Annotated in this window: 12 protein-coding genes and 3 rRNA genes; all 15 read left to right on the forward strand. The window is 45.7% G+C overall.

Features of this window, described 5'->3' with window-relative positions; genetic code table 11:
* The first annotated feature begins 8 nt into the window (after positions 1–8).
* The 15 genes from P9989_RS00325 (at position 9) to yabA (ending at position 12,539) form a co-directional block, all read left to right on the forward strand.
* Positions 9–326: a YbaB/EbfC family nucleoid-associated protein gene (locus P9989_RS00325; protein WP_283076910.1), complete on the forward strand. Its 318-nt coding sequence runs from the start codon at positions 9–11 to the stop codon at positions 324–326.
* An 11-nt stretch (positions 327–337) separates the two neighbouring features.
* Complete coding sequence (gene recR, locus P9989_RS00330; protein ID WP_283076911.1) at positions 338–934, forward strand: recombination mediator RecR; 597 nt, start codon at positions 338–340, stop codon at positions 932–934.
* Between the two features lie 5 nt (positions 935–939).
* Positions 940–1,167 (forward strand): YaaL family protein, encoded by a 228-nt coding sequence (locus tag P9989_RS00335; RefSeq protein WP_346274883.1) that lies wholly within the window; start codon positions 940–942, stop codon positions 1,165–1,167.
* Positions 1,168–1,238: 71 nt separating this feature from the next.
* Positions 1,239–1,502 (forward strand): pro-sigmaK processing inhibitor BofA family protein, encoded by a 264-nt coding sequence (locus P9989_RS00340; protein ID WP_283076912.1) that lies wholly within the window; start codon positions 1,239–1,241, stop codon positions 1,500–1,502.
* 424 nt (positions 1,503–1,926) lie between these two features.
* A 16S ribosomal RNA gene (locus P9989_RS00345) occupies positions 1,927–3,495 on the forward strand.
* A gap of 216 nt (positions 3,496–3,711) precedes the next feature.
* Positions 3,712–6,635 (forward strand): 23S ribosomal RNA (locus P9989_RS00350).
* A 116-nt stretch (positions 6,636–6,751) separates the two neighbouring features.
* Positions 6,752–6,865: ribosomal RNA gene (gene rrf / locus P9989_RS00355) — 5S ribosomal RNA — on the forward strand.
* The 16S, 23S and 5S rRNA genes sit together here, the layout of an rRNA operon.
* Before the next feature lie 292 nt (positions 6,866–7,157).
* Positions 7,158–7,340: a sigma factor G inhibitor Gin gene (locus P9989_RS00360; RefSeq protein ID WP_283076913.1), complete on the forward strand. Its 183-nt coding sequence runs from the start codon at positions 7,158–7,160 to the stop codon at positions 7,338–7,340.
* An 87-nt stretch (positions 7,341–7,427) separates the two neighbouring features.
* Complete coding sequence (locus P9989_RS00365; protein WP_283076914.1) at positions 7,428–8,855, forward strand: aminotransferase class I/II-fold pyridoxal phosphate-dependent enzyme; 1,428 nt, start codon at positions 7,428–7,430, stop codon at positions 8,853–8,855.
* Between the two features lie 13 nt (positions 8,856–8,868).
* Positions 8,869–9,495 (forward strand): dTMP kinase, encoded by a 627-nt coding sequence (gene tmk / locus P9989_RS00370; RefSeq protein ID WP_283076915.1) that lies wholly within the window; start codon positions 8,869–8,871, stop codon positions 9,493–9,495.
* A 56-nt stretch (positions 9,496–9,551) separates the two neighbouring features.
* A complete protein-coding gene (locus P9989_RS00375; protein WP_283076916.1) occupies positions 9,552–9,881 on the forward strand; it encodes a cyclic di-AMP receptor DarA in 330 nt (109 codons plus the stop codon).
* An 18-nt stretch (positions 9,882–9,899) separates the two neighbouring features.
* Positions 9,900–10,340, forward strand: a complete 441-nt coding sequence (locus P9989_RS00380; RefSeq protein ID WP_283076917.1) for a YaaR family protein — start codon at positions 9,900–9,902, stop codon at positions 10,338–10,340.
* Positions 10,341–10,353: 13 nt separating this feature from the next.
* Positions 10,354–11,340, forward strand: a complete 987-nt coding sequence (gene holB, locus P9989_RS00385) for a DNA polymerase III subunit delta' (RefSeq protein ID WP_283076918.1) — start codon at positions 10,354–10,356, stop codon at positions 11,338–11,340.
* Positions 11,341–11,347: 7 nt separating this feature from the next.
* The gene (locus tag P9989_RS00390) at positions 11,348–12,175 is read left to right on the forward strand and encodes a PSP1 domain-containing protein (protein WP_283076919.1); all 828 of its coding nucleotides are present in this window, start codon (positions 11,348–11,350) and stop codon (positions 12,173–12,175) included.
* The gene (gene yabA, locus P9989_RS00395; RefSeq protein WP_283076920.1) at positions 12,141–12,539 is read left to right on the forward strand and encodes a DNA replication initiation control protein YabA; all 399 of its coding nucleotides are present in this window, start codon (positions 12,141–12,143) and stop codon (positions 12,537–12,539) included. Before P9989_RS00390 ends, yabA begins: the two co-directional genes overlap by 35 nt.
* The last annotated feature ends 112 nt before the right edge of the window (positions 12,540–12,651 follow it).

The raw sequence follows: 12,651 nt of genomic DNA on the forward strand, positions 1-12,651 counted from the left end.
GAATTACCATGCGTGGTGGAGGAAATATGAACAATATGATGAAACAAATGCAGAAGATGCAAAAGAAAATGATGAAGGCTCAAGAAGAGCTTCATGAAGAGACTTTCGAAGCAACAGCAGGCGGAGGTATGGTTAAAGTTGTAGCTAACGGGAAAAAGGAAGTAACAGATGTAGAGATTGATGAAGAAGTTGTCGACCCTGATGATGTAGAAATGCTTCAGGACTTAATTATTGCAGCGACAAATGATGTACTCAAGCAAGTTGAAGACAAAACAAATGATACTATGGGACAATTCACGAAAGGTATGCCTGGAGGAATGTTCTAGGAGGAATTTTCATGTATTACCCGGAACCTATTTCTAAGTTAATTGACAGTTTTACGAAGCTGCCAGGGATCGGCCCTAAGACGGCTGTCCGCCTGGCTTTTTTCGTCCTTGAAATGGAAGAGGACGACGTGCTTGATTTTGCTAAATCACTTGTCAGTGCGAAAAGAGAGCTTACCCATTGCTCGGTCTGCGGACAAATTACAGACAATGACCCATGTTCCATATGCCAGGATGATTCACGTGATTCATCTGTGATCTGTGTGGTGCAAGACCCTAAGGATGTGATTGCCATGGAGAAGATGAAGGAGTTCAGCGGGAAGTATCACGTTCTTCATGGAGCCATATCTCCAATGGATGGAATTGGGCCAGAGGATATTAATGTATCCAGCCTAATCAACCGCCTGAAGGATGAAGGTGTAGAAGAACTAATCCTCGCTACAAACCCCAACGTGGAGGGAGAAGCCACAGCCATGTATATATCAAGGCTGGTTAAGCCATCAGGGATCCGGATGACAAGGATTGCCCACGGCCTGCCTGTTGGCGGAGACTTAGAATATGCTGATGAAGTTACCCTGTCTAAAGCACTTGAAGGTCGAAGAGAACTGTAAAGTGGGTGGTCGCCATTTTTAGTAAAAAGAAAACGAAGAAAAAAAAGGAACTTGATCAACAATTACTGGCAGACATTCAAAAGTTGAAACGAGATTGGGAAACACTGGAGCGAATAATTGAGCATAGTGTTGATCCAAGTGAGGAAGGGTTACTAGATTTATCGGTAGCGAAGGCAAAATACTTCTATTTATTAAGAGAGGCAAGGAAACGGAATTTAAATGCCTTGTCTTGAAATAATGGTATATCCTCCTGTAGATAAACATAACTTGTCTTAACCAAGTATTTTACACAGGAGGTTTCATTATGGATCCGGTGTTCGTGATTTTAATAGTAGGGTTATCCATTCCACTGTTACTGATCGTTGGTTTACCTTCTTCCCCTGTTAAATGGGTTGGACAAGCATTAATGAGAGTAGTCATTGCAGTGGTTCTTTTGTTTTTTGTGAACTTATTTGGTGCACAATTCGGATTGCATGTGCCTATTAACGGATTTACCGCTGTTATCTCTGCTCTGTTAGGAATACCCGGAGTGATTTCGTTAACAGCTATACATTTATGGGTGCTGTAGAAACGGAGAGGAGAGATTCTCTTATCCGTTTCTTTTTTTGTTTCATCGCATATGAACTGATATTCTATAATTCTTTTTAAAAGACTATTGCATTTAAATTTCTAGCATGATATATTATTACTTGTCGCATTAAAGAAAGCGCGACGGGTTATCACAAGTTATGAAAATATCATTAAAAAAAGTTATTGACTTAACTTACTAACCATGATATATTAATTAGGTCGCTGTTTTGAAGCGGCACTCAACATTTTGATCTTTGAAAACTGAACGAACCAACCAGTACGTCAACATATTCTTTCTATTATATAGAGGGAATACAAACAAGCACATTCGGTGTGCAAAGAGTCAAAGGATCTTCAACTAGGTTCGCAACGTCCTGTTGCAACGTTGAAGGCAGTGCATCCGTGCACAAGCAAACTTAACTTTTATGGAGAGTTTGATCCTGGCTCAGGACGAACGCTGGCGGCGTGCCTAATACATGCAAGTCGAGCGCAGGAAGCAGGCAGATCCCCTTCGGGGGTGATGCCTGTGGAATGAGCGGCGGACGGGTGAGTAACACGTGGGCAACCTGCCTGTAAGATCGGAATAACTCCGGGAAACCGGGGCTAATGCCGGGTAATCTTTTCCCTCGCATGAGGGAGAAGTAAAAGATGGCCTTTGGCTATCACTTACAGATGGGCCCGCGGCGCATTAGCTAGTTGGTGAGGTAATAGCTCACCAAGGCGACGATGCGTAGCCGACCTGAGAGGGTGATCGGCCACACTGGGACTGAGACACGGCCCAGACTCCTACGGGAGGCAGCAGTAGGGAATCTTCCGCAATGGACGAAAGTCTGACGGAGCAACGCCGCGTGAACGATGAAGGTCTTCGGATCGTAAAGTTCTGTTGTTAGGGAAGAACAAGTACCGTGCGAATAGAGCGGTACCTTGACGGTACCTAACGAGGAAGCCCCGGCTAACTACGTGCCAGCAGCCGCGGTAATACGTAGGGGGCAAGCGTTGTCCGGAATTATTGGGCGTAAAGCGCGCGCAGGCGGTTTCTTAAGTCTGATGTGAAAGCCCACGGCTCAACCGTGGAGGGTCATTGGAAACTGGGGAACTTGAGGACAGAAGAGGAGAGTGGAATTCCACGTGTAGCGGTGAAATGCGTAGATATGTGGAGGAACACCAGTGGCGAAGGCGACTCTCTGGTCTGTTTCTGACGCTGAGGTGCGAAAGCGTGGGTAGCAAACAGGATTAGATACCCTGGTAGTCCACGCCGTAAACGATGAGTGCTAGGTGTTAGGGGGCTTCCACCCCTTAGTGCTGAAGTTAACGCATTAAGCACTCCGCCTGGGGAGTACGGCCGCAAGGCTGAAACTCAAAGGAATTGACGGGGGCCCGCACAAGCGGTGGAGCATGTGGTTTAATTCGAAGCAACGCGAAGAACCTTACCAGGTCTTGACATCCTTGGACCGCCCTAGAGATAGGGTTTTCCCTTCGGGGACCAAGTGACAGGTGGTGCATGGTTGTCGTCAGCTCGTGTCGTGAGATGTTGGGTTAAGTCCCGCAACGAGCGCAACCCCTAATCTTAGTTGCCAGCATTCAGTTGGGCACTCTAAGGTGACTGCCGGTGACAAACCGGAGGAAGGCGGGGATGACGTCAAATCATCATGCCCCTTATGACCTGGGCTACACACGTGCTACAATGGATGGTACAAAGGGCAGCGAAGCCGCAAGGTGTAGCAAATCCCATAAAACCATTCTCAGTTCGGATTGCAGGCTGCAACTCGCCTGCATGAAGCCGGAATCGCTAGTAATCGCGGATCAGCATGCCGCGGTGAATACGTTCCCGGGCCTTGTACACACCGCCCGTCACACCACGAGAGTTGGCAACACCCGAAGTCGGTGAGGTAACACATTATGTGAGCCAGCCGCCGAAGGTGGGGCCAATGATTGGGGTGAAGTCGTAACAAGGTAGCCGTATCGGAAGGTGCGGCTGGATCACCTCCTTTCTAAGGAACTATGGAAGGCGGACACAACCTTCGGGTTGATGGATGCTGATCCATACGGAAGACGCACTGGTTGGTTGTTCAGTTTTGAGAGATCAAACGATCTTCTCAATGTGAACCTTGAAAACTGGATAAGATATTTCAGAACGTGTTTGATCGCAAGATCAACACGGGATGACAAGACATCAAACATCAATTTTTAAACGTCTTTTCACAGATAGTTAAGTGAATAAGGGCGCACGGTGGATGCCTTGGTACTAGGAGCTGATGAAGGACGGGACTAACACCGATATGCTTTGGGAAGCCGTAAGTAGGCTGTGCACCGAAGATTTCCGAATGGGGAAACCCCCTGCTCGTAATGGAGTAGGATCGTTTACTGAATTCATAGGTAAACGAAGGCAGACCCGGGGAACTGAAACATCTCAGTACCCGGAGGAAGAGAAAGCAAACGCGATTTCCCGAGTAGCGGCGAGCGAAACGGAATCAGCCCAAACCAGAAAGCTTGCTTTCTGGGGTTGTAGGACACTCCATTGGAGTTACCAAAAAAGAAGATAGATGAATCGATCTGGAACGATCAGCCAGAGCGGGTAAGAGCCCTGTAATCGACATCTTCTTTTCTCCGGAGTGGATCCTGAGTACGGCGGAACACGAGGAATTCCGTCGGAATCCGGGAGGACCATCTCCCAAGGCTAAATACTCCCTAGTGACCGATAGTGAACCAGTACCGTGAGGGAAAGGTGAAAAGCACCCCGGAAGGGGAGTGAAAGAGAACCTGAAACCGTGTGCCTACAAGTAGTCGGAGCCCATTGATGGGTGACGGCGTGCCTTTTGTAGAATGAACCGGCGAGTTACGACTGTATGCAAGGTTAAGCATCAGAAGCGGAGCCGCAGCGAAAGCGAGTCTGAACAGGGCGCGTGAGTATGCGGTCGTAGACCCGAAACCGTGTGATCTACCCATGTCCAGGGTGAAGGTCAGGTAACACTGACTGGAGGCCCGAACCCACGCAAGTTGAAAATTGCGGGGATGAGGTGTGGGTAGGGGTGAAATGCCAATCGAACACGGAGATAGCTGGTTCTCTCCGAAATAGCTTTAGGGCTAGCCTCAGAATAGAAAGTCTTGGAGGTAGAGCACTGATTGGACGAGGGGCCCCTACCGGGTTACCGAATTCAGTCAAACTCCGAATGCCAACGACTTTGTTCTGGGAGTCAGACCATGGGTGATAAGGTTCATGGTCGAGAGGGAAACAGCCCAGACCGCCAGCTAAGGTCCCTAAGTGTGTGTTAAGTGGAAAAGGATGTGGAGTTGCTTAGACAACCAGGATGTTGGCTTAGAAGCAGCCATCATTGAAAGAGTGCGTAATAGCTCACTGGTCGAGTGACTCTGCGCCGAAAATGTACCGGGGCTAAACACACCACCGAAGCTGCGGATTGATCCGAACGGATCAGTGGTAGGAGAGCGTTCTAAGGGCTGCGAAGTCAGACCGTAAGGACTGGTGGAGCGCTTAGAAGTGAGAATGCCGGTATGAGTAGCGAAAAAAGAGTGAGAATCTCTTTCACCGAAAGCCCAAGGTTTCCTGAGGAAGGCTCGTCCTCTCAGGGTTAGTCGGGACCTAAGCCGAGGCCGAAAGGCGTAGGCGATGGACAACAGGTTGATATTCCTGTACCGCCTCCTTTCCGTTTGAACGACGGGGGGACGCAGGAGGATAAGGAGAGCGCACCATTGGATGTGTGCGTCCAAGCAGTAAGACGGTCGAGGCAGGTAAATCCACTCGGCAACGTCAAGCTGTGATGGGGAGGGAACTAAAGTACCGAAGCTCCTGATTTCACACTGCCAAGAAAATCCTCTAGTGAGGAAAGAGGCGCCCGTACCGCAAACCAACACAGGTAGGCGAGGAGAGAATCCTAAGGTGAGCGGGAGAACTCTCGTTAAGGAACTCGGCAAAATGACCCCGTAACTTCGGGAGAAGGGGTGCTCCTCTGCCGAGGAGCCGCAGTGAAAAGGCCCAAGCGACTGTTTACCAAAAACACAGGTCTCTGCGAAGCCGTAAGGCGAAGTATAGGGGCTGACACCTGCCCGGTGCTGGAAGGTTAAGGGGATGCGTTAGCGCTTTTGGCGCGAAGCGTTGAACCGAAGCCCCAGTAAACGGCGGCCGTAACTATAACGGTCCTAAGGTAGCGAAATTCCTTGTCGGGTAAGTTCCGACCCGCACGAAAGGTGCAACGACTTGGGCACTGTCTCAACGAGAGACCCGGTGAAATTATACTATGCGTGAAGATGCGCATTACCCGCGACAGGACGGAAAGACCCCGTGGAGCTTTACTGTAGCCTGATATTGAATGTTGGTACAGCTTGTACAGGATAGGTGGGAGCCTGAGAAACCGGAGCGCTAGCTTCGGTGGAGGCGCTGGTGGGATACCACCCTGGCTGTACGGACATTCTAACCCAGGACCGTGATCCGGTTCGGAGACAGTGTCAGGTGGGCAGTTTGACTGGGGCGGTCGCCTCCTAAAGAGTAACGGAGGCGCCCAAAGGTTCCCTCAGAATGGTTGGAAATCATTCGCAGAGTGTAAAGGCACAAGGGAGCTTGACTGCGAGACTTACAAGTCGAGCAGGGACGAAAGTCGGGCTTAGTGATCCGGCGGTACCGTATGGAAGGGCCGTCGCTCAACGGATAAAAGCTACCCCGGGGATAACAGGCTTATCTCCCCCAAGAGTCCACATCGACGGGGAGGTTTGGCACCTCGATGTCGGCTCATCGCATCCTGGGGCTGTAGTCGGTCCCAAGGGTTGGGCTGTTCGCCCATTAAAGCGGTACGCGAGCTGGGTTCAGAACGTCGTGAGACAGTTCGGTCCCTATCCGTCGTGGGCGTTGGAAATCTGAAAGGAGCTGTCCTTAGTACGAGAGGACCGGGATGGACACACCGCTGGTGTACCAGTTGTTCCGCCAGGAGCATGGCTGGGTAGCTACGTGTGGACGGGATAAGTGCTGAAAGCATCTAAGCATGAAGCCCCCCTTGAGATGAGATTTCCCCTTACGCCAAGTAAGTAAGATTCCTCAGAGACGATGAGGTCGATAGGTCCGAGGTGGAAGCGTGGTGACACGTGGAGCTGACGGATACTAATCAATCGATGACTTAACTATATCAAAAAGCGGAGACGACCTTTATGGGAGTCAAAGCTAGATTATTAAACGTAAACATGATGTTTGTCTTGCCCCTCTTATCCAGTTTTGAAGGTTCGCCCTTCCTAACAGAATGATGTGGTGGCGACAGCGAAGAGGTCACACCTGTTCCCATGCCGAACACAGCAGTTAAGCTCTTCAGCGCCGATGGTAGTCGGGTCGATCCCCGTGAGAGTAGGACGCGGCCACGTCAATCTAAAAAGTCTTGGAATTTTCCAAGGCTTTTTTTGTGTGAAGTAACAGAGCAGCGCTAATCCTTCATTCCATTCAAAGGAACGCTTCACCTCGTCTTATCATAGTGTATAAAGGAATAATGGATGATGCCTAAACAGGCTACAATTATAATCATTGATAAAATCCAAGAAACCTTATTAATCTAAATTTTTTTAAAAAAATAGGTATACTATTAATAGATTCGGAGATACTAAGGGTAAATTAAAGATTGTTCTCAGGGCAGAGAACACTTTGAGGAGGGCGCCCAATATGAAATCTACTGAAAGCTGCAGTATTTGTTCCAAGAAGACTGACGATGGGATTCATTTGTTACAAGTCTATATTTGCCGTTCGTGTGAAAAAGAAATGATAAATACTCCTACTGATGACCCTAAATATCAGTATTTTGTACAACAAATGAATAAGGCTCATCGTTCAGTCATTGTATCCTAGTATTTAGGCCACTCTAAATGGGTAGAGTGGCTTTTTTCTATGATTAATAGAGAGTATGATACAGATAGGATAAGAGGGGGGAATCGTATGAATACAAGTCAAGATAAAACGCCTCTTTATAGTGCTTTACTCAAATTGAAGGAGAAAAGTCCTTATTCCTTTCACGTTCCGGGTCACAAATTTGGCAAAGTATTTTCAGAGAGGGGAAAAGTGCTGTTTCAATCCACTTTAGAAATGGATGCTACGGAAATCACAGGACTGGATGATTTACATGCAGCTAAAGGTGTAATTAAAGAAGCTCAGGAATTGGCAAGTCAGTTTTTCGAAAGCGACAATACTTATTTTTTAGTCAATGGGACAACTTCAGGAATTTTAGCCGCAGTTATGTCTGTTTGTCGCCAGGGAGAAACAGTTATTGTTCAGCGAAATTGTCATAAATCTATTCTTCATGGCTTAGAACTAGCCGGAGCTAAGCCCGTGTTTTTGCTGCCTGATTATGAAGAAAATACGGGGCGTTACAGTGGGGTAACTGCCGAATTAGTCAATGAAGCATTGAAACAGTATCCAGATACCAGAGCTGTCTTTCTTACTTATCCAGATTACTTTGGCCGTGTTTTTGATATAAAAAAGGTATGTGAAGCTGTACATAACTATAAGATTCCAGTTGTTGTGGATGAGGCTCATGGTGTTCACTTTAAACTAGGAACGCCATTTCCTGCTTCATCGATAGACTTAGGCGGGGATTTAATTATTCAGTCGGCACACAAAATGGCTCCTGCCATGACAATGGCTTCCTATCTTCATGTGAAGGGAGATAGGGTGGACCAATCACGTCTCAGATATTATCTGCAAGTTTTTCAATCTAGCAGTCCGTCTTATCCGCTGATGGCCAGTCTGGATTTAGCCAGACATTATCTTGCTTCCTTTGAACAAGCTGATAAAGGTAACTTGTTAACTTACATTGACGGTCTTCGACAAGTTTGGTCAGACGCTTCTGGTTATTGGCGGTTGTTACCGACCGGATATTGGGACGACCCACTAAAACTTACGTTAGAGGCCCGTGGTGGTTTGTCAGGGTTTCAATTAGCAGAAGTACTTGAGGCTCAACATATGTATCCAGAACTTGCTACTGAAAAGCAGGTTTTATTAACAACCGGGCTGGCACCAACTGTTAACCTGGACAAGTTGCAAGAACGCTTGGAGGAGGTAAATTGCCGATTAAAAAAACAGCCGATAAGTGCTACAATAAATATAGATCAACCACCGTATCCAAGGTTTCAAACTTTAGACATCGACTATGCGGACATGTCTTTAAAACCCGCAGAATTTGTGGACTGGAAAGATGCCGTAAACCGAATTTGTGCAGAGGCTGTGGTGCCATACCCTCCAGGCATTCCATTTATTTTGAAAGGGGAACGTGTCTCAAAGGAACAGGAAACTGGTGTGAAATCGTTACTTCGTCAAGGGACAAGTTTTCAGAATGTGCATGTTGAACGTGGAATCTGGGTATTTTAAAGGAGAATTGTTGGTGAAGGGACTTTTTATTACATTTGAAGGCGGCGAGGGAGCCGGAAAATCGACCATACTTAAAATCATTGGAGAGGAACTGACAGCAAAGGGATATTCTGTGCTGGAAACAAGAGAGCCAGGCGGCATACAAATAGCCGAAAGAATACGGGACATCATTTTAAATACACGTCATACGATGATGGATGCGAGAACAGAAGCGCTGCTTTATGCCGCTGCCCGGCGCCAGCACTTAGTAGAAAAAGTTCTGCCAGCCATGGAGGCTGGAACCATTGTGTTGTGTGATCGCTTCGTTGATTCAAGCCTGGCGTATCAAGGCGCCGCCAGGGGATTAGGAATAGATGAAGTATGGAAAATAAACGAATTTGCTATCGCCGGATGTATGCCCGATCTGACCCTATTCTTTGATATCAAACCAGACCAGGGGTTAAAGCGGATTGCTAAGAATAAGGAACGAGAGAAAAATCGACTGGACCTTGAGGAGCTCGAGTTTCATGAAAAGGTGTATCAAGCTTATCACATGCTCCTTGAGCAAAATCCGGATCGAATGAAACACATAAATGCTGAACAAACAGTCAAACAGGTGAAGCAGGATGCGATGCAGGAGCTTGAACTATTTTTGTCATAAAAGGTAAAAGGATTCTGCTATAATAAGTAAAAACGGTAATGGGAGGATGCATTTTTATGAAAATGATTATTGCGGTCGTTCAGGATAAAGACAGTAATCGTTTAAATGATGCATTGGCGGAAAATCAATTTAAAACGACGAAGCTATCGACAACGGGTGGGTTCCTAAGAGAAGGAAATACCACATTTATGATTGGTTGTGATGATGAGCAGGTTGATGATGCTTTAAATATTATTAAGAGAAATTGCAGTCAGCGTGATCAGATGGTCGCCCCGATTTCACCAATGGGCGGGAATGCAGATTCATATATTCCTAAGCCTGTGAAGGTAGAGGTTGGCGGTGCAACTGTATTTATCCTCCCAGTTGATTCTTTCTTTCAGTTTTAAGGGAAAGGGGTTATCGAAATGAAGATTACCCAGGATATTTTCACCCAGCTCGATGCAGCTAAAAAGCAGACTCCTCAGCAAATGAGCGGGAATACAAGCTTTAATCAAATCGTGCAAACTCAAACCCAGCAATTACAGCAAAACCAACTTAACAAGCTGTTGAAAAATATTTCTGCCCAGGGAGAGCGAATAGCAAGGTTTCGTTCGTTTCGTGACCTTGCTAAATATAAGCGGTTGGTCAAAGGTTTTGTTGAGGAATCTGTTCAGTATGGGATGAGCTTAAAGCATAGTCATAGTTTTGATTGGCGGGGCCGTAGTCGAAAATTGACCATAGTGGAATCAATTGATCAGAAGCTGGCTGAATTAACTGAATCCGTTATGGATCAAGAGAAGCAGTCCATTGATATTTTGGGTCTCATCGGTGAAATTAAAGGATTATTAATTAATTTATATACTTAAGGACGGAATCACTATGCAGACATGGGGAGAAATGAAAGAAGTTCAACCGCTAGTAAGTCAAATGCTTATGAATAGTTTTAACAAAGGGCGTATTTCGCACGCATACTTGTTCCATGGAAATAAAGGTACAGGTAAGCGTGAAATGAGTGTGCTTTTTGCCAAAAACATTTTTTGTAAGCACCGTAAGGGAGTTCATCCATGTCTTGAATGCAGGGATTGCATACGAATTGATTCAGGAAACCACCCAGATCTTCATTGGGTAGAGCCTGATGGTCAATCTATAAAAAAAGAACAAATCCTTAATTTACAAAAAGAATTTACGTATACAGGCTTAGAATCAAATCGTAAAGTGTACATCATCGTCGATGCAGACAAAATGACGGTCAATGCTTCAAACCGTTTGCTCAAGTTTCTCGAGGAACCTAGTCAGCAGACTACGGCGATGCTGTTAACAGAAAATAGCCAGGCGATGCTGGATACCATTAGGTCACGTTGTCAACTCCTTTCCTTCCAGCCCCTCAATCAGTTAAGAATTGCAGAAAAGCTGGTGGATCAAGGAGTCTCTCAGTCGAATGCCAAATTGCTTTCAGAACTTACGAATAATTTGTCTGTTGCCCAGGAGTTAAATGACGATGAGTGGTTTGCTAATGTGCGAAAATTAGTGATACAATTAATTGAAGTGCTTCTAAATAAACCAAATGAAGGACTTTTATTTATCAACCATCAGTGGATGTCTCATTTTAAGGAGCGTCAACAGCTTCAGATGGGGTTGGACGTGCTCATGCTATGGTTTCACGATTTAATTCATTATGATTTGGACCGGGAAGATGCCATTGTTTTTGTGCAAGAGAAAGAGAAAAGAAACCAGGCTGCTTTAAGGTGGTCACGTCAATCCGCTGTGCAATCCTTGTCGTTCATTCTTGAGGCTAAACGAAAGATAAATCAGAATGTCCATCCTACTTTAGTGATGGAACAGCTTACACTTCAACTGCAGAGGTGATTATCAAGTGATCGAAGTTGTAGGTGTCCGATTCAAACAAGCGGGAAAGATCTATTATTTTGACCCGGGGGATTTAACGATGACGACAGAAGATTACGTCATTGTCGAAACAGTTCGGGGAATTGAATTTGGTAAAGTGGTTATCTCTAACCGGTCAGTCGATGAGGAAGATATTGTTTTACCTTTGAAAAAAGTGATCCGAATCGCTGATGAAAAAGATAAATTGACTGTAGATGAGAACCATGACAATTCTCAAGAGGCTTACCGTGTATGTGAGATGAAGATACGTGAACATAAATTGGACATGAACTTAGTAGAAGTTGAATATACGTTTGACCGTAAAAAAGTTATTTTCTATTTCACAGCAGATGGAAGAGTAGATTTCCGAACGTTAGTAAAAGATTTGGCATCAGTATTTAAAACACGAATTGAACTGCGCCAAATTGGAGTCAGGGATGAGGCCAAAATGCTTGGCGGTATCGGGCCTTGCGGACGTATGCTTTGCTGCTCAACCTTTTTAGGTGATTTTGAACCAGTGTCTATTAAAATGGCCAAGGATCAAAATTTGTCGCTGAATCCAGCAAAGATTTCTGGTCTATGCGGTCGCCTTATGTGCTGTTTGAAATATGAGAATGATGACTATGAAGCTGCTAAGAAGGAACTTCCTGACATAGGTAGAAGTATTGCTACTTCCTTAGGTAAAGGGAAGGTTGTAGGGTTAAATATGCTGGAGCGAATCGTTCAAGTTGAATATAAAGAACAAGAACGTGTACTTGAGTATTCCCTGCAGGAACTGATCGATGAAGGAGTCGTTCAAACCGAAGCCACAGAATAATGAGGTGGAATCAAGCGTGAACAAAAAAGCTATTTTTGAACAAGTATCACATTTTGAGTCACAAATTGGCGAGCTTTATGAGCAATTAGGTGACTTAAAGGCCCAACTTGCTTACTTACTAGAAGAAAACCAGCACTTATCGCTTGAAAACCATCATTTAAGGCAACGTTTGGATAAAGAAAGTGAGCAAACTGAACAAGCTACACGGAATTCAAGTCATGCGAAAGGGACAGTTGTGGGTGAAGGTTATGATAATCTAGCCAGGCTGTATGAAGAAGGTTTTCATATTTGTAATCTGCATTTTGGCAGTCCGCGTGAGGAAGATTGCTTGTTTTGTCTGTCTTTTTTGAACAAGAAGAAATAATTTCGGTCCAGGCCTTTCCTTGCTTCACGCGAGGAAAGGCCCTATTTTTGACCCCGCAGGACGTGGGGTAGTTCGGTGTTGAAACAGGATGTTTCGGTTTTAGCCGAACTTC

It is taken from the genome of Halobacillus naozhouensis (assembly GCF_029714185.1).
Classification (GTDB): Bacteria; Bacillota; Bacilli; order Bacillales; family Halobacillaceae; genus Halobacillus_A; species Halobacillus_A naozhouensis.

Bases quoted from the DNA above. Each gene is read 5' to 3' on its own strand.
- P9989_RS00325 (WP_283076910.1), top strand. From the start codon at position 9: ATGCGTGGTGGAGGAAATATGAACAATATGATGAAACAAATGCAGAAG.
- recR (WP_283076911.1), top strand. From the start codon at position 338: ATGTATTACCCGGAACCTATTTCTAAGTTAATTGACAGTTTTACGAAG.
- P9989_RS00340 (WP_283076912.1), top strand. From the start codon at position 1,239: ATGGATCCGGTGTTCGTGATTTTAATAGTAGGGTTATCCATTCCACTG.
- P9989_RS00360 (WP_283076913.1), top strand. From the start codon at position 7,158: ATGAAATCTACTGAAAGCTGCAGTATTTGTTCCAAGAAGACTGACGAT.
- P9989_RS00365 (WP_283076914.1), top strand. From the start codon at position 7,428: ATGAATACAAGTCAAGATAAAACGCCTCTTTATAGTGCTTTACTCAAA.
- P9989_RS00375 (WP_283076916.1), top strand. From the start codon at position 9,552: ATGAAAATGATTATTGCGGTCGTTCAGGATAAAGACAGTAATCGTTTA.
- P9989_RS00380 (WP_283076917.1), top strand. From the start codon at position 9,900: ATGAAGATTACCCAGGATATTTTCACCCAGCTCGATGCAGCTAAAAAG.
- holB (WP_283076918.1), top strand. From the start codon at position 10,354: ATGCAGACATGGGGAGAAATGAAAGAAGTTCAACCGCTAGTAAGTCAA.
- yabA (WP_283076920.1), top strand. From the start codon at position 12,141: ATGAAGGAGTCGTTCAAACCGAAGCCACAGAATAATGAGGTGGAATCA.